Source organism: Shimia sagamensis, assembly GCF_900182745.1.
GTDB classification, from domain to species: domain Bacteria; phylum Pseudomonadota; class Alphaproteobacteria; order Rhodobacterales; family Rhodobacteraceae; genus Shimia; species Shimia sagamensis.
In genome coordinates, this window is record NZ_FXTY01000001.1 from 762340 (window position 1) to 781517 (window position 19178).

Annotated in this window: 23 protein-coding genes; 12 read left to right on the top strand and 11 right to left on the bottom strand. The window is 56.7% G+C overall.

Annotation, left to right across the window (positions count from 1 at the left end):
- Positions 1–153: 153 nt before the first annotated feature.
- From cobA to QOL67_RS03550, 9 genes are read left to right on the top strand one after another with little or no spacing between them, the layout of a single operon-like run.
- Positions 154–918, top strand: a complete 765-nt coding sequence (cobA, locus tag QOL67_RS03510; protein ID WP_283424553.1) for a uroporphyrinogen-III C-methyltransferase — start codon at positions 154–156, stop codon at positions 916–918.
- The gene (locus QOL67_RS03515) at positions 911–1216 is read left to right on the top strand and encodes a c-type cytochrome (protein ID WP_283424554.1); all 306 of its coding nucleotides are present in this window, start codon (positions 911–913) and stop codon (positions 1214–1216) included. Before cobA ends, QOL67_RS03515 begins: the two co-directional genes overlap by 8 nt.
- Entirely contained in the window at positions 1213–2361 is a 1149-nt protein-coding gene (locus QOL67_RS03520) for a cytochrome D1 domain-containing protein (RefSeq protein ID WP_283424555.1), read from the top strand. Before QOL67_RS03515 ends, QOL67_RS03520 begins: the two co-directional genes overlap by 4 nt.
- Before the next feature lie 3 nt (positions 2362–2364).
- The gene (gene ahbB, locus QOL67_RS03525; RefSeq protein WP_283424556.1) at positions 2365–3363 is read left to right on the top strand and encodes a siroheme decarboxylase subunit beta; all 999 of its coding nucleotides are present in this window, start codon (positions 2365–2367) and stop codon (positions 3361–3363) included.
- Positions 3360–3812, top strand: a complete 453-nt coding sequence (locus QOL67_RS03530; protein ID WP_283424557.1) for an Lrp/AsnC family transcriptional regulator — start codon at positions 3360–3362, stop codon at positions 3810–3812. The genes ahbB (QOL67_RS03525) and QOL67_RS03530 overlap by 4 nt, the downstream gene beginning before the upstream one ends.
- Positions 3809–4297 carry a siroheme decarboxylase subunit beta gene (ahbB, locus tag QOL67_RS03535; RefSeq protein ID WP_283424558.1) on the top strand — a complete coding sequence of 163 codons (489 nt, stop codon included), beginning with the start codon at positions 3809–3811 and terminating at the stop codon, positions 4295–4297. The genes QOL67_RS03530 and ahbB (QOL67_RS03535) overlap by 4 nt, the downstream gene beginning before the upstream one ends.
- A 2-nt stretch (positions 4298–4299) precedes the next feature.
- A complete protein-coding gene (gene nirJ, locus QOL67_RS03540) occupies positions 4300–5514 on the top strand; it encodes a heme d1 biosynthesis radical SAM protein NirJ (RefSeq protein ID WP_283424559.1) in 1215 nt (404 codons plus the stop codon).
- Complete coding sequence (locus QOL67_RS03545; RefSeq protein ID WP_283424560.1) at positions 5489–7051, top strand: nitrite reductase; 1563 nt, start codon at positions 5489–5491, stop codon at positions 7049–7051. The genes nirJ and QOL67_RS03545 overlap by 26 nt, the downstream gene beginning before the upstream one ends.
- Before the next feature lie 22 nt (positions 7052–7073).
- Positions 7074–7784 carry a CbiX/SirB N-terminal domain-containing protein gene (locus QOL67_RS03550; RefSeq protein WP_283424561.1) on the top strand — a complete coding sequence of 237 codons (711 nt, stop codon included), beginning with the start codon at positions 7074–7076 and terminating at the stop codon, positions 7782–7784.
- Positions 7785–7789: 5 nt separating this feature from the next.
- On the opposite strand, the gene QOL67_RS03555 is transcribed toward QOL67_RS03550, so the two are convergent.
- From QOL67_RS03555 to QOL67_RS03600, 10 genes are all read right to left on the bottom strand, one after another.
- Positions 7790–8293, bottom strand: a complete 504-nt coding sequence (locus QOL67_RS03555) for a DUF2478 domain-containing protein (protein ID WP_283424562.1) — start codon at positions 8291–8293, stop codon at positions 7790–7792.
- A gap of 21 nt (positions 8294–8314) precedes the next feature.
- Positions 8315–9538 (bottom strand): 5-aminolevulinate synthase, encoded by a 1224-nt coding sequence (gene hemA, locus QOL67_RS03560; protein WP_283424563.1) that lies wholly within the window; start codon positions 9536–9538, stop codon positions 8315–8317.
- 578 nt (positions 9539–10116) lie between these two features.
- On the bottom strand, positions 10117–10383 hold the full coding sequence (locus QOL67_RS03565) for a hypothetical protein (RefSeq protein ID WP_283424564.1): 267 nt from the start codon (positions 10381–10383) through the stop codon (positions 10117–10119).
- Positions 10384–10388: 5 nt separating this feature from the next.
- On the bottom strand, positions 10389–10592 hold the full coding sequence (locus QOL67_RS03570; protein ID WP_283424565.1) for a hypothetical protein: 204 nt from the start codon (positions 10590–10592) through the stop codon (positions 10389–10391).
- 76 nt (positions 10593–10668) lie between these two features.
- Positions 10669–10929 carry a cytochrome C oxidase subunit IV family protein gene (locus tag QOL67_RS03575; protein ID WP_283424566.1) on the bottom strand — a complete coding sequence of 87 codons (261 nt, stop codon included), beginning with the start codon at positions 10927–10929 and terminating at the stop codon, positions 10669–10671.
- Positions 10929–11465: a cytochrome c oxidase subunit 3 gene (locus tag QOL67_RS03580; protein WP_283424567.1), complete on the bottom strand. Its 537-nt coding sequence runs from the start codon at positions 11463–11465 to the stop codon at positions 10929–10931. Before QOL67_RS03580 ends, QOL67_RS03575 begins: the two co-directional genes overlap by 1 nt.
- Complete coding sequence (locus QOL67_RS03585; protein ID WP_283424568.1) at positions 11462–13405, bottom strand: nitric oxide reductase activation protein NorD; 1944 nt, start codon at positions 13403–13405, stop codon at positions 11462–11464. Before QOL67_RS03585 ends, QOL67_RS03580 begins: the two co-directional genes overlap by 4 nt.
- Positions 13406–13509: 104 nt before the next feature.
- Positions 13510–14316, bottom strand: coding sequence for a CbbQ/NirQ/NorQ/GpvN family protein (locus QOL67_RS03590; protein WP_283424569.1), 807 nt, complete (start codon positions 14314–14316; stop codon positions 13510–13512).
- 2 nt (positions 14317–14318) lie between these two features.
- Positions 14319–15686 carry a cbb3-type cytochrome c oxidase subunit I gene (locus QOL67_RS03595; RefSeq protein ID WP_283424570.1) on the bottom strand — a complete coding sequence of 456 codons (1368 nt, stop codon included), beginning with the start codon at positions 15684–15686 and terminating at the stop codon, positions 14319–14321.
- Positions 15687–15707: 21 nt separating this feature from the next.
- Positions 15708–16160, bottom strand: a complete 453-nt coding sequence (locus QOL67_RS03600; protein ID WP_283424571.1) for a c-type cytochrome — start codon at positions 16158–16160, stop codon at positions 15708–15710.
- Positions 16161–16555: 395 nt separating this feature from the next.
- Between QOL67_RS03600 and QOL67_RS03605 the strand changes: the two genes are divergently transcribed.
- Both QOL67_RS03605 and QOL67_RS03610 read left to right on the top strand, forming a co-directional pair.
- Positions 16556–16945, top strand: a complete 390-nt coding sequence (locus QOL67_RS03605; protein ID WP_283424572.1) for a phage holin family protein — start codon at positions 16556–16558, stop codon at positions 16943–16945.
- A gap of 92 nt (positions 16946–17037) precedes the next feature.
- Positions 17038–17247, top strand: coding sequence for a hypothetical protein (locus QOL67_RS03610; RefSeq protein ID WP_283424573.1), 210 nt, complete (start codon positions 17038–17040; stop codon positions 17245–17247).
- Positions 17248–17331: 84 nt separating this feature from the next.
- On the opposite strand, the gene QOL67_RS03615 is transcribed toward QOL67_RS03610, so the two are convergent.
- On the bottom strand, positions 17332–18165 hold the full coding sequence (locus QOL67_RS03615) for an LOG family protein (protein WP_283424574.1): 834 nt from the start codon (positions 18163–18165) through the stop codon (positions 17332–17334).
- A 78-nt stretch (positions 18166–18243) separates the two neighbouring features.
- Here QOL67_RS03615 and QOL67_RS03620 point away from each other — a divergent pair, with 78 nt between their 5' ends.
- Positions 18244–19176, top strand: a complete 933-nt coding sequence (locus QOL67_RS03620; protein WP_283424575.1) for a threonine/serine dehydratase — start codon at positions 18244–18246, stop codon at positions 19174–19176.
- Positions 19177–19178 lie beyond the last annotated feature (2 nt).

The window sequence follows — 19178 nt, forward strand, 5'->3', positions numbered from 1 at the left end:
TCAAGGAATCATCCGGCAATTCCCGCCAATTTGCTCTCATAAACCGGCCCAAGCCTCACCCGCTGGCAAATGTCTCGTAAGCGCGCATTCTGCGCCGTCTTTGCCTGTGTCGTGTGGTGATCAGCCAGCCACAAGATGACGAGCGAGAGAGATATGACCGGTAAAGTTTACCTGATTGGCGCAGGCCCCGGAGACCCGGAGCTGATGACCGTAAAAGCCATTCGTATGCTGAAAGAGGCGGACGCCGTGGTTTATGACCGCCTGGTGTCAGACGAGATCATCGCCATGGCCAATCCTGACGCCAAGATGATCTTTGTCGGCAAATCGCCCAAATGCCACACAGTTCCCCAAGAGCGCATCAATGAGATCCTTGCGGAAGAAGCTTTGGCCGGCCGCACAGTTGCGCGGCTCAAAGGGGGCGATCCGCTGATCTTTGGCCGTGGCTCCGAAGAAGCCGCCCACCTTGTTGCGCAGGGCGTAGAGGTGGAATACGCGCCGGGAATCACTGCCGCGCAGGGTGCGGCCAGTGTCACAGGCGTACCGCTGACCCACCGTGGTCTGGCGACCGGAGTGCAATATGTCACCGGTCACCGTCAGGCCGACAACGCGCTCGACCTAGACTGGAAAAAGCTGGCCGACCCGGACACCACTTTGGTGGTTTACATGGGCGTCGCCAACATTGGGCAAATTGCGGTCGGTCTGATGACCGAAGGCCTGCCTGGATCGACACCAGTGATGGCCATCTCCCGCGTGTCCTCACCTGAGGAAAGTCGCATGGTGTCGACTCTCAATCGTGTGGCGCAGGACACCCGTGATGCGGGCCTGAAACCGCCAACACTCTTTGTCATTGGCAAGGTTGTCTCGCTTTATGACACTGCTTTGTTGAGCCAGGAAATTGAGGTCGCTGCACATGCGTAACCTTTTGGCATTGCTGCTCCTTGCAGGCACCGCTGCTGCTGGGGAGCCCACGTTGGACCCGGTCAAGCTGGAGCGGTTTGTACTGCAAGATTGCGGCTCGTGCCACGGGTTGACGCTAAAAGGCGGTCTGGGGCCGGACATCCGGCCTGAGACCATCGAACACTACGACGCCGAGGGGCTTAAGACCGTGATCCTCGACGGTATTCCGGACACTGCGATGCCACCATGGCGCCCCCTCCTGACCGAGGACGAAGCCACTTGGATTGCGGACTATTTGTTAAAAGGAAAGACACCATGAAAAGCCTGATTTCCGCTCTGGCTATTGCGGCCGCTCTGGGCACCGCCGCCTTTGCAGAGACCATCGCCACAGGCGATTTGGGCCTGATCATTGAGCGCGCCAACGGATCCGTGCTTCTGGTGGATCAATCAGAGCGCGCCTCACTGGCCCGCATCGAAGGGCTGGGCGATCTGTCCCACGCTTCCATGGTCTATTCCTCGGACGAACGCTACGCCTATGTGTTTGGGCGCGACGGTGGCTTGACCAAGGTCGACATCGTGGAACGCAAGATTGCCAATCGCGTTGTGCAGGCGGGCAACTCCATTGGCGGCGCCATTTCGGATGACGGCAAATTGGTTGCCGTGTCCAACTATGAACCCGGCGGTGTGCGTATCTTTGATGCCGACACGCTGGAATTGGTCGCAGACATTCCGACAGACAGCAAAACCATTGGTCTTGTGGACGCACCGGGGCGCCGGTTCGTCTTTACGATGTGGGACACGGGCGAGACTTGGATTGCTGATCTGTCGGGATCCGAGATGGACATCACCAAGATTCTTGACATGGGGGAAAACCCCTATGACGCGCTGATCACCGGTAATGGCCGCACCTACATCACCGGCCTCTTTGGTGAAGACGGCCTGACCGCTCTGGACCTTTGGGACGACGATCCCAAACCAATTCGCGTGTTGCCAAACTATGGCCGTGGGCAGGAAGAAATGCCGGTCTACAAGATGCCGCATCTGGAAGGTTGGGCCTTAACAGGGTCTGAATTTGTCCTGCCGGCTGTTGGCCATCACGAGGTGCTTTGGATCGACGCCAACACATTGGAGGAGACCGCACGCACCAAGACCTATTCACAACCGGTGTTTGCCATGGCGCGGCCTGATGGGCGTCAGGTTTGGGTGAACTTTGCCCACCCAATGAACGACACCATTCAAGTGATCGACACGGTGAGCAAAGAGATCATTCACGAATTCAAACCTGGTCCAGCGGTGCTGCACATGGAATTCACCCCGCGCGGTCACGAGATTTGGCTGAGTGTGCGCGATGAAAACAAGGTGAAGGTCTACGACACCCACACCTTCGAGCTGCTGCGCGAGATTGAGGCGGACAGCCCCTCGGGTATCTTCTTCACCGCGCGTGCGCACCGGACGGGGCTGTAAACCATGCAAGACGTTGCTGACATCCTCGATCGCCAGCTGCTGGATGATTGGCAGCGCGATTTCCCAATTGTGTCCAAGCCTTTTGCGGAACTGGCGAAGACTTTGGGCACCAGCGAAGCCGAAGTGCTGGAGCGCTTGACCGCGCTGCGCAACGAAGGTCGCATCACACGTGTGGGCGCCACCTGCGCGCCTAACACGCTTTCCGCTTCCACTTTGGCGGCCGTGGCTGCACCGGAGGGGCGTGTGGAAGAAGTGGCCGCCATCATCAATCAGGAACCGGGCGTCAACCATTCCTATGAGCGGGAAAATCACTGGAATCTTTGGTTTGTCGCCACTGGATCGGACCGAGACGCGGTGGATAATTTGCTGGACCGCATTGCGCAGCGCACCGGACTGCGGGTTATGGACTTGCGCCTGCGACAGCCATTCAACATTGATCTTGGCTTTAAAATGACCTCTGGCGGTGCACCAATCTGTCATCCGGCCAAACGCACGGCTGATCCCTCCGCAATTGTGGAGGGCGACAAGGCGCTGATGAATATCCTGTCAATTGGCATGCCACTGGCCTCGGAACCTTACGCGGTTATTGCCAATCAGCTGCGCCGCAAGGAAGAGGATGTGATGGGGCGTATCAAGACCTTGAGCAACGCTGGCATTCTGTCTCGTCTTGGTGTGATTGTTCGGCACCGCACTTTGGGCTGGAAATCCAACGCCATGGTGGTTTGGAACCTGCCACAGGATCGCGTGGCCGCCGCTGGCAAACAGCTTGCTGCCTTGCCCGGAATCACGCTGTGTTATGAGCGCCGTCCGGTGCCCGATGTATGGCCCTACCGGCTTTATTGCATGATCCACGCGCAATCCCGCGAAGATGCGCTGGAGGTTTTGACCAAGGCCGAGGTGTTGCCTGACCTTCAGAATGTAGACCACGAAGTGCTCTTCTCAACGCGTTGCTTTCGCCAGAAAGGCGCTGTGATCGACACAGCCAAAGAGGTGCCCGCATGAGCCAGCTGGATGACATCGACCGTGCGCTGGTAAACGCGCTGCAAGACGACCTGCCATTGACCAACCGTCCATTTCTGCCACTGGCGGAAAGTTTGGGAATCACCGAAGACGAGTTGCTCACCCGTGTGAAGGCCATGCGCGAAAGTGGCGTTTTGACCCGCTTTGGCCCCTTCTTTGACGCGGTGCGCATGGGGGGAGCGTTTTGTCTCTGCGCGATGGAAGTGCCGCAGGATCGGTTTGACGAGGTCAATGACCTGGTGAACGCGCATCTTGAAGTGGCCCACAACTATGAACGCTCCCACAAGCTCAACATGTGGTTCGTGCTTGGGTGTGACACCAAAGCAGGGATTCAGGAAGCTGCTGACAAGATCGAAGGCGAGACTGGCTTGCAGGTCTATCAGTTCCCCAAACTACAAGAGTTTTTCATTGGATTCAGGGTGGCAGCATGAGCATAGACGCAACAGATCGCGCCATTATCGAGGCTCTTCAAGGAGGCCTGCCTTTGGTGCCGCAACCCTATCTTGAGGTGGCACAGAGTCTGAATCTGGAAGAAAGCGAACTCACTGACCGGCTTGCCGTTATGAAAGAGAGTGGCGCCATCCGCCGTATCGCCGCTGCGCCGAACCACTACAAGCTGGGTATGACTGCCAATGGCATGACCGTCTGGGATGTGGATGATGCGGTCCTCAACGAAGTGGGCCCAAAGATCGGCGCGCTGCCGTTTGTGACCCACAGCTATAAACGCCCCCGTGCGTTGCCGGATTGGCCATACAACCTCTTTGCCATGGTGCACGGCTCCTCCCGTGAAGAAGTCGAGGAAAAACGCCAAGAAATTGTGGCCATCATAGGCGACGCGCTGCGCGCCTCCGACACACTTTACTCCACGCGCATTTTGAAAAAAACCGGCCTCCGGTTGCGCAAGAAAGGAGACTGACCATGTTCCGTCTGACCGAATACATGCATCAGCTCGCCAACCCGACCCCGGTGCGAAAGCGTCGCGGATCCGGCCCGGTCAAGCCGGTGGTGATCTGGAACCTGACCCGCCGCTGCAATTTGAAATGTCGTCACTGTTACACCGTATCTGCTGATGTGAATTTCCCTGGCGAGTTGAACCAAGAGCAAGCGTTTGAAACGCTTGAGGATCTTGGTGAATTCAAAGTGCCCGCGATCATCCTGTCCGGTGGCGAGCCGCTTGATAGCCCGTATCTCTTTCCTCTGGCCAAGCGAGCGCGCAAACTGACTCGCGTGTTGGCGCTCTCGACCAACGGTACCAAAATCCATGGCGAAACAGCGGATCAGGTGGCCGAGATTGGGTTCAACTATGTGGGCATTTCCATTGATGGCATTGGCGAGACCAACGATTGGTTCCGTGGTGTAGATGGTGCCTTTGACGATGCCGTGCGCGGCGTACGGGAGTTGAAAAAACGCGATGTGCGGGTTGGCCTGCGCTTTTGCCTGACCGAAGGCACGCAGCACCATTTGCCGGATTTGTTGAAGCTGTGCGACGACGAAGGTGTGGACAAATTCTACCTTTCGCACCTCGTTTACGCCGGGCGCGGAGACAAGAACCGCGGCGAAGATGCGCATCATTTGATGACTCGCAAAGGTATGGATCTGTTGCTGGAGCGCGCCTGGGAATCGGCCAATGGAGGTCGGGAGCTCGATATTGTGACCGGCAACAATGATGCCGATGCAGGGTATTTCCTGGAGTGGGCAAAAGAGCGCTTTTCAGCTGATTTGGTGTCTAATTTACGTGACCACTTGGTGGCGTGGGGCGGCAATTCGTCTGGTCTGGGGGTCGCCAATATCGACTTCTTGGGCAAGGTGCATCCAGACACGTATTGGTCCGACTACACCGTGGGCAATGTGAAAACCACGCCGTTTTCTGAGCTGTGGACCGGTGACGACCAAATGCTGGCCACGCTGCGCACCCGTCCGCGCCCACTTGAAGGCCGCTGCGGTGCCTGTCCAATCAAAGACGTATGTGGTGGCAACACGCGCATTCGTGCTTTGCAAGTGACCGGCAATCCCTGGGCCGAAGATCCGGCCTGCTACCTCACAAACCAAGAGATCGGCATCGAAGATGCCGATCGTCTCGAAGTCACCCCCTTCCGAGGAAAAAGCAATGACCCGAAACACCAGTTCTTTTAAAGCCGCGCTGCTCGCAACCGTGGTTGCGGGTCTGCCATTTGCCTCGCAGGCCGACCCAATTGAGGATTACAAAAATCTCTGTGCTGACTGCCACGGGGCCAATCGTTTGGGTGCCCAAGGGCCAGCGGTGATCCCGGAGACCCTCAAGCGCATGCGCGGGCCTAAGATCGAGGCTGTGATCCGTGACGGGCGTGTGGCAACCCAAATGCCCGGCTATAGCAACGAGCTGGATGACGCAGCTATTGCCGAGTTGTCTGCCTATCTGAAAACGCCACTTGAGGTGATCCCGCCGTGGGGCGAAAAAGAAATCATGGCATCCCGCGTGCTTGATGAAGACTATGCGCCGGTGGACAGCCCGGTCTGGGCTTCTGATCCAATGAACATCACGCTGGCCGTGGAAACCGGCGACCACCATGTGTCGGTTCTGGACGGCGACACTTTTGAGGTTCTTGATCGCTTCGCCACGCCGTTTGCTGTGCACGGCGGGCCGAAGTTCACACCAGATGGCAAGTTCGTTTTCATCATGTCGCGTGACGGATGGGTGCAGAAGTATGATATCTACGCATTGAAACAGGTTGGCCGCGTGCGTGCAGGCCTAAACAGTCGCAACATTGCTATGTCTGGCGATGGCAAATGGCTTGCCGTGGCCAATTACCTGCCCAACACATTGACCATCCTGTCAACGGAAGATCTCTCCGTGGCTGAGGTACACGACGTTGTCGGCAAAGACGGCACCCCAAGCCGTATTGCTGCTGTGTATCAAGCGCCGCCACGCGAAAGCTTTGTACTGGCGCTCAAAGACGTGCCAGAGATTTGGGAAGTCTCTTATGCCAAATATCCAGACTTAAACATCTTTGCCGGTGGCTTGGCACATGACTACCGCGTCGAAGGCCCCGTGCCGCAGGAAACGGACTTCCCAATTCGGAAAATCAGCACGCCAGACTACATGGACGATTTTTTCTTTGATCAGTCTTACGAATACGTCATGGGCGCGTCGCGGAAAGGCGAAGGCGGTCTGGTGATGGATCTGGTGATCGGCCAAAAAGAGGCTGATCTGGACCTGCCAGGCATGCCGCACCTTGGCTCTGGCATCACCTGGGAGTGGAATGGCACCACTGTCATGGCCACGCCACACCTCAAAGATGGCATGGTGTCGGTGATCGACATGGAAAGCTGGCAGACTGTGAAGAAGATCAAGACCGAAGGTCCGGGTTTCTTCATGCGCTCGCACAAAAACTCGCCTTATGTCTGGGTCGACGTGTTTTTTGGTCCAAACAAGGATAAGATGCATGTTATCGACAAAGAAACTTTGGAGATCGTGAAAACATTGCAGCCGGAGCCAGACGCCACTGTTGCCCATGTTGAGTTCACCAAAGACGGCAGTCATGCGCTGGTGTCGATTTGGGAAAATGACGGCGCGGTGATTGTCTATGATGCCAAAACCTTGGAAGAACTTAAACGCCTGCCCATGAACAAGCCATCTGGCAAATACAACGTCTGGAACAAGATCACCTTCGAAGAAGGCACCAGTCACTAAGCCAGCTTGAAAGGAGCCAGCCATGTCACAGCTTGATGCACTCATTGTTGCACACGGCCAGCCTTCTGCCCCGGATGAGGCGGAAGGTGCATTGGCCTCCTTTTTGGCTGAAATAGAGTCACATGGCACGGACTGTACCCTAGGTGCAGCGACACTCGCTGCGCCTGGGAAACTGGAACGCCAATTGGAGAAATTGCGCCCGGGCGGCCTGATCTATCCGCTGTTCATGTCCGATGGGTGGTTTGTAAAAACCAACCTTGCCAAGCGTCTCGGCAAGGCACCTGTCAAAGTCATGACCCCATTTGGCATGGACGCAGAGTTGATTTCTCTTACGGCAAATGCGCTCCGGGGAACGGCTGGATTTGGCAAGGGGCCGCTGCTTCTGGTGGCCCATGGGTCCGCAAGCGGTCGTAAAGCGCCCGCTCAAGTGCCGTTGGATTTTGGCAAACGTTTGAGCGACGCATTGGCGGGATACCCTGTGCACGTAGGGTTTATCGAGCAGGAGCCACTGATTAGTGATGTCGCGCGGTCCGTGCCTGATGCAGGCCTCTGTTTGCCATTTTTCGCGATGGAAGGTGATCACGTTCAGACAGATGTACAAGACGCGCTTAAATCGGCCGGTTTTGTCGGAGAGTTGCTTCCTGCGATCAGCCGACTAACAGGAATTAGTCAGAGAATAGCAGAGTCTATTCAGGCTGAACTTGGTGGCTTTTCGCAAAACAGTGCGGCCTGAACTTTTTAACCGCGCACAAAACCCAGAATAGCGTCAAGATCTGGTGACACCGGATCTGCCAAATCGCCAACAAACGCCTCAAATCCTTTGCGAGTGGCTTCACCTGCGCCGAGTCCAACAAGCACAGGAATGCCCTTTTCCAGCGCATCCGCTATGGCGTGCCGAAACCCGCGTCCCTCAGCTTCTTCTGGCCCAAACTTGTTGAGCAAAAATGCGTCAGCACGTGTCACTCCGGCTTGGTCCACAGCTGCAACCGCTTCGGCTATGGCTTCGGGATTTAAGCGACAGCCCTGCGATTCCTTTCCAAGGGATTGCGTGATGCGAATGCTGCGCCCGTCCGAGAGTACGCGTACATCCATGTCACAGTGATGATCGGAGTCCGGCAAATCTTGCAGGACTTTCACAATGCCGTTGAGGCGAAACCCTTCCGCCTCTAGCGTAGTCGCTGCTTCAGAAATAAGCCGGTCGGTTTCGCCGCGACCTGGCGCGGAGACATAGCCAATACGCATCGCGTTTCCCCTTTTAGGTCTCTATTGCGCCGCCATAGGCACACGCGCCACTTCACACTGGCTCCACAATGCTTCAAGCGCCTGCAGCAGGTGGTCGATGTCCGCATCGGAGTGCACGGGCGATGGTGTGATGCGCAACCGTTCTGTGCCTTTGGGCACAGTTGGGTAATTGATTGGCTGAATGTACACGCCATAGTCCCGCATCAGCGTGTCAGAGATGAACTTACATTTCACAGGATCACCCACCATCACTGGAATGATATGGGATGGGTTCGGGATGTGAGGAATGCCCATGGCGTCAAGCCCGAGACGCACTTTTGCAACGCGTTCTTTTTGGCTGTCGCGTTCCACGTTGGAGGCTTTCAGATGCTGCACCGAAGCCCGCGCGCCGGCAGCCACAGCTGGGGGCAGGGCGGTGGTGAAGATAAATCCACTGGCAAAGCTGCGCACAAAGTCACAAAGCTCTACAGAGGCTGCGATGTAACCGCCAACAACGCCGTAGGCTTTGCCCAATGTGCCTTCGATCACGGTCAGGCGATCCATCAGCCCTTCACGTTCTGCAATGCCTCCGCCGCGTGGTCCGTAGAGGCCAACGGCGTGCACTTCATCAAGGTAGGTCATGGCGCCGTATTTGTCGGCCAGATCACAGATTTCTTTGATGGGGGCGATGTCGCCGTCCATCGAATACACACTCTCAAATGCAATGAGCTTGGGCGCGTCCGGATCTGCCGCAGCCAGTTTGACTTCGAGGTCTTCGAGGTTATTGTGTTTCCAGATCACCCGATCTGCCTTGGAGTGGCGAATGCCCTCAATCATCGAGGCGTGGTTGAGTGCGTCTGAGAAGACAATGCAACCGGGGATTTGGCTCGCCAAAGTGCCCAAAGCGGCCCAGTTAGAGACATAGCCAGAGGTGAAAAGCAGAGCGGACTCTTTCCCATGTAAGTCCGCCAGCTCGGCCTCCAGGAGCACATGTTCGTGAGTGGTGCCCGAGATATTACGTGTCCCGCCGGCACCAGCGCCCACGGTATCAAGCGCGGTGTGCATGGCCGCCAAAACATCCGGATTCTGCCCCATGCCAAGGTAGTCGTTAGAGCACCAGATGGTGACTTCGCCGCTGCTGTCTTCACTGGTGTGATTGGCGCGCGGGAAATTACCACGTTTGCGCGCGAGATCCGCAAACACACGGTAGTTGCCGTCGTCCCGCAGAGCATCGAGACGCGTTTTGAAATATGCCTGGTAGTCCATCGGACATCCTCCGGTAGATTCTGGGTTGGCTTATTGAACCGTATCGAACCGCGCTTTCGCATGACCTTTGTCAAGCGTATCCCATTTTGTTTGGGCGCTCACATGTGTCGCATTGAGAAGGTAAAAAGACCAACCGCCTGCTGCCCGGTCAAGAGACAGCGTTCGGCCCCGACATGTATGAAAACTCCATACATCAAGGCGGTTGGCCTGTGGGCGAAACCCGCCCGGGCGTGATGCTTGCCGCCTCTGGCCTCACCCAAGAACAGAGGCAACACATTCACTGAGGCCGAATTCAATAGCAGGGACAAGGGGACGCGAATACCCTTGCCGGGTGAACCTGTCCCCGTTGTGGCATGGCGCGGGGCGCGGCCACTTAACAACGGTCAAGAAATGCAGAATTTGTCGCCTAAAGCCTTAAAAATATGGACAAATGATGTATGTGACCTGCAGCTATTTGTGTTTGGAAGCATCGCCTTGAAAGGCAAAACACCAAACCCGAGCGTGGGTCTGGTGTCTGCTGGACGTGGCCAATCCGGGGGAGGGAGGGCGGCTGAATGGTTCAGCCTAATGTGGCCACATCAGGGTCTGGTTTCGGCGTCTTTGTCTGCGGCGTCTTCGGCCTCATCAATCAGCCTGCGAATCCAACGGCCGGATATCCAGGCAAAGGGGATGCCCAGTACAATACCGCCGTAGATGGCTTGTTTGGTGGAGATCACCTCAAAGCCAATGGCCTGCAGCATCAGAAACAGAAAGAACAGGTTCACATAAGCGGCCCCTGCGGCAAGCGGGTACATCACCAAGGATACTGCCCACAGGGGCCATCTTCCGTCTCTATGCTGCGCCATAGTGCTCATTTCTTTCGAAAAACAGAACGTTGCACGGCGTATAGGGCGAGGACCATGGCGATTACCGCGCCGGCCAACCAAAGCGTGGCGCCGCCAACCGCATGGGAGTGGCCGTCAATCACGGCTTCGCGCAACGGCGTGTGGTCGTGGTGGGCGAAGGCGGGTGAGGCCAAGACCCCAGCCAAAATGGCCAGAGGGAACCTGTTCATGAGAAGACTCCTGTTGTGTTCTACGGCCACACTAACGAGTCGGGCACTGGTTTGGTTTGACCATGATCAAGCGGGGTCACATTGCGGAGGGCAGCGCATATAGCAGCATTGCGAGGCTCAGGAACCCAACCAGGACCAGGGTGAACCCGCGCTGAAACGTGGGTGCATTTCGCAGACCAAGATAGTCAGACAGGATCAATCGAGACTTGACGCCAGCCAGGACCAGCACAGCGGCCACAAAGATTGGGCCCGCCTCCGGCAGCACACCAGTAAGAACGGTTGTGGCCATCGAAAACACAATCAAAAACAGCCAAGCGCGGGTCAGAATGGCGGTCATCAATGCACCAGATAGATGATGGGAAACAGCAGGATCCAGATCAGATCCACCATGTGCCAAAAGGCGGTGCCAGCTTCCAGATTACGCGGCGTATGCCAGCGCATCAACAGGCCAAAGATTGCCAATCCCGCCACAACATGCAGCGCATGAAAGCCGGTCAGCAGGTAGTAAAACGTAAAAAAATCACTGGTCTCAATGCCAATACCCAAACGGGCTTTTTCGGCGTATTCGAGCCACTTCACGATCAGAAACACCACGCCAAAGACAATTGCGCCTGTGAGCCAAAGCCGCATATGCCGCGCCGATTGTACAGCCCGTGCCGCGCAGTAACCGCTGGTGACCAACACAATGGTATTGGCGGCCCCAGCCACGCGGTTGAGCTGGGCTTGATCAGCGGCAAAGCCAACCGGGTCCATCGCCCGCATGCCGAGAAATGCCAATAGCCCCGCACCAAACACCAGAAGTTCGGACACAATCAGCACCCAGATCATCAGATCGCCAGGCAGCTCGTCGAGAACCGAGGTCTGATCGCTCATGCGCCGCCTGTGATCTGGCGGTAGATCTCTGGCAAGGCTGCGGTCAGGCGGGTGGGGTCCGGCACCACGGAGAAGCCGTCAGTCCCAAAAATCCGCTGCACCCAGCCTTGCCCCTTTTGATCGACCACAACCCCATGCACCGCGTGTCCACGACGACGGGCTTCGCGCACCGCCATGCGGCTGTCCTCAATCCCGTGCCGACCTTCGTAGTGGTCCAGATCGTTGGGTTTGCCATCGGTGATCACCAGCAGAAGGCGACGAGAGTTGGGTCGGTCATCCAGCCCGGCCGCCGCATGGCGGACCGCCGCGCCGAGGCGGGTATAAAACGCTGGGTTCAACCCGCCAATCCGCGCCTCGACTTTGGCGCCCATCGGCTCATCAAACTCTTTACAGGTCTGTACATAGACCCGGTCACGTTTGAGCGATGAAAAGCAGTTGATAGCAAAATCATCGCCACAGGCATTGAGTCCCCACGCCAAAGCGGTCAGCGCTTCGCGTTCCACCTCGATCACGGAGCGGTCGCCAATCGCGGATTCAGTGGAGCGTGATATGTCCATCAGCACAGAAATCGCCAGATCCCGGTCCATGACTTTGGCGGCGCGATACACCCTGTCACTGGACCGACCCGTGGCGCGCAACTCTACTTGGGCGGCAATTGCGGCCTCAAGGTCCAGCTCATCCCCATCAAGCTGACGTGGCAGGATCACCCGCTTGGGGCGCAGCGCCTCAAACTGGCGTTTCACCGCACGAATACGCCGTTCCGCTGCTGGATCATGTTCTAGTGCTTCAACCTCATCCGCCACACTGGCCAAAACCCGCGCGTGCGCCGGAATATAGGCCGCTTTGCGGTGGTCCCATTCCGGATACATGTGTTTGCCAGCCAACTTTTCCCTATCGGCGTCTTCCGGCGACAAATCGAGGTGAAACTTCAGGCGCGTGGCGGTCTTTTTGGAAATCTGCCCAAGCGCCAGTTCATCCTGATCGTCCGCTGCCCGTCGGGCGTTATCCTCATCGTCGTCTTCGACCCGCCGGTTCATGTTGAGGCTCTCAACCCAGCTAAAGATGGCTTCAAACTTGTGTAGGATCAGGCTGTCACGCCGTTCAGCAAGGTCACTTTCGGATCGACGCGCGGCCTTTGTGCCTTCAGCTTCTTCTCCCTGTCCCTCGCCTTGCTCTTCGCTCTCCGGCAGACGGTCCACGGCTGCGCGTTTTGTCATTGGTCGCAAATCCGGCCACATCGGGATCGATTGGAAAGGGCGGTACCCGTGCGGTGCCGTGATCTCATCCAGGGATGCTTGGGGTTGGCGGATCAACATGATGAACTCGGCGGCCAGACTGTTTGTTGGCTCCGGGCCCCCCAAGAGGTGATCAATCGCCGCTTCAAGCGCTCTTTCGTATTTGGGCAGCTGCGTGGTTGGCCGTTGTGACCGGCACGCGCCCACAAGGGTCTCATAAAATCCACGCAGGCCGGGGCAATCTCTCAAGGTCTCCTGCGTCATTGCAATGGAGGCTTGCAGCGCACGCAGATCGGCCCGCAGCGGGTCGTCTTCTTTGACAGGCTCAGGCGCGTGGGCAACGGAGGCCACCAGCCAGAAATACAGCGCCGCATTGGCCTCGCGGGCTGGGAATTCTGCGATGTGCTCTGGGAGGCGCAACGCCTCACCGTCAAAACTCGGGCGGGCTTCGCGCTCGCGCCAGGTGCCCAAGGTACGGCGCCATGACAGGCGGTGGTTGGACACTTTTAGAGTGGCGGGTTTGATTTCCGCGCCATGCGAGCCGCCAAGCCCGCGAAAAAAGACACCAAGTCGGCCGGAAACATCTTCCAGCGCCACGGCGGCATCCTCATGGGTGTTGCGGGCGTCCAGTCGGCTGGCAAAGGTATGCCACAGCTTGCCAACGGTCTCTTCTGGTTCAAAAATATCGAATTCATGTTCGGACATGGGGCACCTCGGGTGATTAGGTAACGTCCAGGAAAGAAAAACAGCGACCGACCGTTCTGGGTGGCCGGTCGCTGCCGAGGGCGGTTAAGCAACTAGAGGGACGCTTAACCGTATATCGCAGTGACCAGATCCATCAGGCCACGTTTGACGTCTTCGTCGTCTGTCAGTGGCTCGATCATGGCGGTGCGGATGGCGCGCTCAACGGACATGCCGTCGGCAATCAGCGTGGCACAGTAGATCACAAGGCGGGTAGAGACGCCTTCTTCCAGATCCTGACCTTTCAGGCCGCGCAGCTTGTTGGCCAAACGGACAAGTGCGGTGACGCGATCTGTATCCAACCCGGTTTCGTGCTCAACAATGTCAATTTCCCGATCTTGGGCTGGGAAATCAAAATCAATGGACAAGAAACGCTGACGGGTGGACGGCTTCAGAGTCTTCAGGATGTTCTGGTAGCCGGGGTTGTAGCTGGCCACGAGCATAAAACCCGGAGCGGCTTCGATTTCTTCGCCGGTTTTGTCCAGCGGCAGGATGCGACGATCATCTGTGAGCGGGTGCAACACAACAGTCACGTCTTTGCGGGCTTCGACAACCTCATCCAAGTAACAGATTGCCCCTTCGCGCACAGCGCGCGTCAAAGGACCATCCACCCAAACGGTTTCTCCGCCTTTCAGCAGGTAGCGACCCACAAGGTCAGCGGCAGAAAGGTCATCGTGGCAAGCAATGGTATAAAGTGGGCGGCCAAGTTTGGCAGCCATATGGGCGACAAAGCGTGTCTTACCGCAGCCGGTAGGCCCCTTCAGAAGCAGTGGCAGCCCGTGGCGTTCAGCAGCTTCAAAGACATCACATTCATCAGAGACGGGTGAGTAGAAGGGGGCTTTCGCCCCCTCCGTGGTTTTTTTGACAGCAGCCATACTCAGGCTCCTTCGCTTTCAGTTGTACCAGACGCGATGATTTCTTTGCGGGGGGCCAGCTGTGCATAGATGAACAGGATAGCGCCCACCACAACACAGAGACCGGAGCCCCAGCGCATCAGGTAGAACAGATTGAGACCTTCTTGGATGTCCATGAAGTTTTCGCCCAGAACCCGCTGCATGTGGGTTTGCACGGTGCCTGCAAAGGTCAGGACAAAGGTCATGAACGCCATCCCACCGGTCATCAGCCAGAAGCTCACCATGTTGAGCACCTGGTTATAGGGGTCCCGGTTGGTCAGGATCGGGAAGGCGTAGGTGAAGATCGCCAGGTTCACAGCTACATAGGCACCATAGAAGGCCAAGTGACCGTGGGCCGCAGTGATCTGTGTGCCGTGGGTGTAGTAGTTCACGCCGTGCAGCGTGTGCAGGAAGCCCCAGACACCAGCCCCAAAGAAGGCCACGGTGGCTGCACCCAATGCCCAAAGCAGTGCTGCTTTGTTCGGGTGGTCACGTTTGCCTTTCCACACCATGACAAAGCTGAAGCTCATCATTGCGAAGAAGGGGATCACCTCAAGAGAGGAGAAGACGGAGCCAATCCACTGCCAGTAACCGGGCAGGCCGATCCAGTAGTAGTGGTGACCTGTGCCAAGGATGCCAGAGAACAGCGCGGTGGCCACAATGATGTAGAGCCACTTTTCGATGATCTCGCGGTCCACACCAGTCAGCTTCAGCAGCAGATAGGCCAGGATCGAAGCCATCACCAGTTCCCAAGTACCTTCCACCCACAGGTGAACGATGTACCACCAGAACATTTTGTCCAGCGCCAGGTTGGCAGGGTTGTAGAAAGCAAACAGCCACAGCAGCGACAGGCCCCAAAGACCCAGAAGCAACACGTTGGTGATCGCGGTTTTCCGGCCCTGCAACACAGTCATTGTGATGTTGAACAGGAAGATCAGCGCCGCAACCAGAATACCCAGTTTGACCCAGACAGGTTGCTCGATGAACTCGCGACCTTCTTTGCCCAGCAACCAGTTGCCTTCAAACAGGTTGAACACATAGGTGACCACCACGCCGGCAGTGCCGAGAAGCAGAATGATCAGCTGCAGATAGGCCAGCTTGGGGGAGTAGATTTCCCGTTCCGCTTCTTCCGGTACAAGGAAGTAGGCCGCACCAAAGAAGCCCAGCAGCAACCACACAATCAGTGAGTTGGTGTGCAGCATCCGTACAATGTTGAACGGCAACAGCTCGGACAGGAAGTTCGGGCTGACATAAATCCAGCCGGCGATCAGCCCACCGGTGACTTGCACAGCGAACAGGATCATGGCCGCTAGGAAGTACCAGTAGGCAATTTTTTGAGTTTGATATTTCATCTCTTGTCTCCTCGTCCGGCCTTAGCCCGCCTCGTTGGGCGGCCAACCCTGCGCATCGATCCCGTTCACCCAAATGAAGAAATCAGTCAGGTCACGAAGCTCGTCGTCGCTCAGGTTGAATTGAGGCATCTGACGACGCCCTTCGATGCCGGTTGGTTGGGACTCCATCCACGCTTTCATAATTTCGAAAGCGGTTTCAGGATCGTCGTCCACGCCCCACCGGGCCATCACATTTTGTAGTTCCGGGGCAAAGTAGGCACCTTCCCCCATCAGTGTGTGGCAGTTGATACATGCGTGTTTTTCCCACACATGTTTGCCACGGGCTACGCTGTCCGTCAGTTCGGCATGTGCAGTCGATTGGGTAACAACGTACCGTACCGAATGCGCCGATAAGATCAAAAAGACCACAATGAAGAACAGCGAGCCGCCATAGAACACGTTTCGTGCCATGGTCTTGGTCATGACTTCTCGCATATCGGCCTCCAGCTCAGTTATCCATTTTTGGGGATAGAGCCTTGCCTGCGCCAGAAGATTGACAATTGTTAAGGGCTACCTAGATTTCCAAGTTAGGTTTGCGCCTTGGTGTGGCTTCGCCAATGCGGAGGACGCAGTTTTCTCATGTTAAATAGGGGTTTTCGGCATTGTTGGTGCTCAAAAGGGGCATCTGAAATGTTTGATTTTCCAGGCACCGTTGCCTTTGGAATTTCGTCAATTTGGCGCGCAAGAGACCCAAGGCAGCCTAGAATCGCTGCGTTGTGAAGGCTGGTTGGGCCACCCTAGGCGGGATATTTGTTGAAATGATAAGGCCATAGATTGTGGCACTGTAATCGGGTTACACTACCCAAGATTTCTATCAAGGAAGGTGCGTCATGCCCCGTTTTGTCCTCTCCGCTGCGGCTCATTTGATTGCCAATGCCGTTGGCCTCATGTTGGCCACCGTACTTCTCGAAGGTTTCAACATGAGCTTTCTTGCGATGGTGATTGTTGTTCTTGTTTTCACGGTGGTGTCCGTCGTGCTGCTGCCAGTGATCCGCAAGATTTCCGAAAAGAAAATGCCTGAGCTACTGGGTGGGCTGTCTTTGATTGTAACCTTCGCGGGGCTTCTTATCACAGAGCTTCTGGTGAGCGGGTTCAGCATCGGCGGCATTCCCAACTTGTTGGCCGCAACTTTGATTGTTTGGCTTGGCGCGCTGATCGCAGGGGTACTGGTGCCAAAATACCTTTTCCCGTCTCTAGCGACCCCAAAAGCGCAAAAGTAAAACCTGCCTAAAATTTTCCACAATTGCGAACCAATTGCGCCCTGAACAACGGTCAGTTTCCATTCTGTCAACAATCGGAAAGGAACTGACACATGGCACATGCAGACATCGGCGGCGCAATGATCGACGCGCCTGTTCTCGACATTCTGACCCGCGAAAAGAACAATTCTCTGAGCGCGCGGGAATGGAAATTCCGTCTGGCGGGCTACGGCTATGCCATCAAAGATGTGGCGGGCGCACAGGTGGTGACCAAACTGCCCCAAGGTACCGAAATTGGCGTGCTTCCCGCGCACTTCCACTAAGTGGATCTGGTATTTGTAACGATCACTTGAGTTTCTCAAGGCAGCGCCCCGGCTTTGGCCGGGACGCCTTGCATCCCCAAAGCTCTAACGGCCGGGAATTTGATTCCGACGGGAATAATCCTGCCAGTTATTGAGCACGTCCACCGCTTGCTCAGCAGTTTCGACAAACTGGAACAAGTCCAGATCTTCCGCAGAAATTGTGCCTGCGTCGGACAGCGCGTCCCAATTGATGATCTTCTGCCAGAACTCTTTGCCAAATAGTAGGAACGGCACACGCTGCATACGGCCGGTCTGAATCAGCGTCAGCGATTCAAACAGCTCATCCAAAGTACCGAAGCCGCCTGGGAACACACAAATCGCATTCGCGCGCATCAAGAAGTGCATCTTGCGGATCGCAAAATAGTGAAAGTTGAAACACAGATCTGGTGTCACATACTCGTTTGGCGCCTGCTCATGCGGCAGCACAATGTTCAGACCAATCGAGCGCCCGCCAGCTTCCATCGCGCCACGGTTGCCCGCTTCCATCACGCCGGGGCCGCCGCCCGTGACAATCACGTTTTTCTTGCCATCGCTGGCTTTGGTCACCAACTGCGCAAACTTGCGGGTTTCATCGTAGAACCGGGACAGCTCCGCCAGCGTTTCTGTCCGAGCGGTGTCTTTCTTGGATGGCTCCGGAATACGCGCACCACCAAACAGCACAACCGTGCTTTCGATTTCATGTTCGTCCATCGCCAGCTCTGGTTTCAGCAGTTCCAGTTGAAGTCGCACCGGGCGCAATTCGGGGCGGCACAGGAAATCCTCGTCTGCAAATGCCAGTCGGTACGACGGCGCGCGCGTTTGTGGCGTGTCCGGGACCTGGTTGGCGGATTCACGGTCGGAATGGGCATCTGCCAGTGGGTGGCGGCGATCGTCTCTCATAGTCACATGTCCTTGCTTGCGCGTTTCTCTCAGGCCTATAGGGTTCGCGCTAACAAAACCAGTGACAGGGAAGTGAAAATGGACTGGAGCACAGAAATTGCCGCAGCGGCGGAGCGGATCAAAGGGTACGTGCTGCGCACCCCTGTTGTAACCGTGGAAAACGGCTTTGGTCTGAATTTTCCAATTCAGATGAAGCTGGAGCAGATGCAGCATACCGGCACGTTTAAAGCTCGCGGTGCCTTCAACACCCTGCTGTCCTCTGACGTGCCAGAAGCGGGTCTGGTCGCTGCTTCGGGTGGCAACCATGGGGCCGCCGTGGCCTATGCGGCCCACAAGTTGGGCCACAAAGCCCGTATTTACGTGCCCGAAATGGCCGGTCCAGCCAAAGTGGCCTTGATTCAGGACGCAGGTGCAGACCTCGAAGTGGTGCCAGGCGCCTATTCCGATGCGCTGGACAAAGCGCTGGCCTATGAGGCTGAAACCGGCGCAATGCAAATCCACGCCTATGACGCGTTGGGCACTGTCTGTGGGCAGGGCACTGTGGCGCTGGAATGGGAAGAACAAGGTCTGGATGCAGACACGGTGATCATTGCTGTTGGCGGTGGCGGGCTGATTGGCGGCGCGATGGCCTGGCTTGATGGTCGGCGGCGCGTGATCGCGGTTGAGCCAGAAACCTCCTGTGCCCTCAACGCGGCCCTGAAAGCCGGTGAACCGGTTGACGTGGAAGTCTCTGGCGTGGCCGCCAACGCGTTGGGCGCAAAACGCATTGGCCAGATCTGCTTTGACCTCGCGGTCTCCACCGGGGCCGAGTCCGTGTTGGTGTCGGATGAAGCCATTACCCAAGCGCAACACGCATTGTGGCGCGAACGCCGCCAGCTTGTTGAGCCTGCTGGAGCCGCCGCGCTTGCGGCCCTGATGTCAGGCGCCTACCTGCCCGAACCGGGCGAAAAAGTTGCCGTTTTGGTCTGTGGCGCCAACATTGCGCCGGACCCGTTTGGACAAGCGACATAATG

What these genes read in the sequence shown, in the direction of transcription:
- cobA (WP_283424553.1), top strand. Translation starts at nt 154, where the DNA reads ATGACCGGTAAAGTTTACCTGATTGGCGCAGGCCCCGGAGACCCGGAG.
- QOL67_RS03515 (WP_283424554.1), top strand. Translation starts at nt 911, where the DNA reads ATGCGTAACCTTTTGGCATTGCTGCTCCTTGCAGGCACCGCTGCTGCT.
- QOL67_RS03520 (WP_283424555.1), top strand. Translation starts at nt 1,213, where the DNA reads ATGAAAAGCCTGATTTCCGCTCTGGCTATTGCGGCCGCTCTGGGCACC.
- ahbB (WP_283424556.1), top strand. Translation starts at nt 2,365, where the DNA reads ATGCAAGACGTTGCTGACATCCTCGATCGCCAGCTGCTGGATGATTGG.
- QOL67_RS03530 (WP_283424557.1), top strand. Translation starts at nt 3,360, where the DNA reads ATGAGCCAGCTGGATGACATCGACCGTGCGCTGGTAAACGCGCTGCAA.
- ahbB (WP_283424558.1), top strand. Translation starts at nt 3,809, where the DNA reads ATGAGCATAGACGCAACAGATCGCGCCATTATCGAGGCTCTTCAAGGA.
- nirJ (WP_283424559.1), top strand. Translation starts at nt 4,300, where the DNA reads ATGTTCCGTCTGACCGAATACATGCATCAGCTCGCCAACCCGACCCCG.
- QOL67_RS03545 (WP_283424560.1), top strand. Translation starts at nt 5,489, where the DNA reads ATGACCCGAAACACCAGTTCTTTTAAAGCCGCGCTGCTCGCAACCGTG.
- QOL67_RS03550 (WP_283424561.1), top strand. Translation starts at nt 7,074, where the DNA reads ATGTCACAGCTTGATGCACTCATTGTTGCACACGGCCAGCCTTCTGCC.
- QOL67_RS03555 (WP_283424562.1), bottom strand. Translation starts at nt 8,293, where the DNA reads ATGCGTATTGGCTATGTCTCCGCGCCAGGTCGCGGCGAAACCGACCGG.
- hemA (WP_283424563.1), bottom strand. Translation starts at nt 9,538, where the DNA reads ATGGACTACCAGGCATATTTCAAAACGCGTCTCGATGCTCTGCGGGAC.
- QOL67_RS03565 (WP_283424564.1), bottom strand. Translation starts at nt 10,383, where the DNA reads ATGGCGCAGCATAGAGACGGAAGATGGCCCCTGTGGGCAGTATCCTTG.
- QOL67_RS03570 (WP_283424565.1), bottom strand. Translation starts at nt 10,592, where the DNA reads ATGAACAGGTTCCCTCTGGCCATTTTGGCTGGGGTCTTGGCCTCACCC.
- QOL67_RS03575 (WP_283424566.1), bottom strand. Translation starts at nt 10,929, where the DNA reads ATGACCGCCATTCTGACCCGCGCTTGGCTGTTTTTGATTGTGTTTTCG.
- QOL67_RS03580 (WP_283424567.1), bottom strand. Translation starts at nt 11,465, where the DNA reads ATGAGCGATCAGACCTCGGTTCTCGACGAGCTGCCTGGCGATCTGATG.
- QOL67_RS03585 (WP_283424568.1), bottom strand. Translation starts at nt 13,405, where the DNA reads ATGTCCGAACATGAATTCGATATTTTTGAACCAGAAGAGACCGTTGGC.
- QOL67_RS03590 (WP_283424569.1), bottom strand. Translation starts at nt 14,316, where the DNA reads ATGGCTGCTGTCAAAAAAACCACGGAGGGGGCGAAAGCCCCCTTCTAC.
- QOL67_RS03595 (WP_283424570.1), bottom strand. Translation starts at nt 15,686, where the DNA reads ATGAAATATCAAACTCAAAAAATTGCCTACTGGTACTTCCTAGCGGCC.
- QOL67_RS03600 (WP_283424571.1), bottom strand. Translation starts at nt 16,160, where the DNA reads ATGCGAGAAGTCATGACCAAGACCATGGCACGAAACGTGTTCTATGGC.
- QOL67_RS03605 (WP_283424572.1), top strand. Translation starts at nt 16,556, where the DNA reads ATGCCCCGTTTTGTCCTCTCCGCTGCGGCTCATTTGATTGCCAATGCC.
- QOL67_RS03610 (WP_283424573.1), top strand. Translation starts at nt 17,038, where the DNA reads ATGGCACATGCAGACATCGGCGGCGCAATGATCGACGCGCCTGTTCTC.
- QOL67_RS03615 (WP_283424574.1), bottom strand. Translation starts at nt 18,165, where the DNA reads ATGAGAGACGATCGCCGCCACCCACTGGCAGATGCCCATTCCGACCGT.
- QOL67_RS03620 (WP_283424575.1), top strand. Translation starts at nt 18,244, where the DNA reads ATGGACTGGAGCACAGAAATTGCCGCAGCGGCGGAGCGGATCAAAGGG.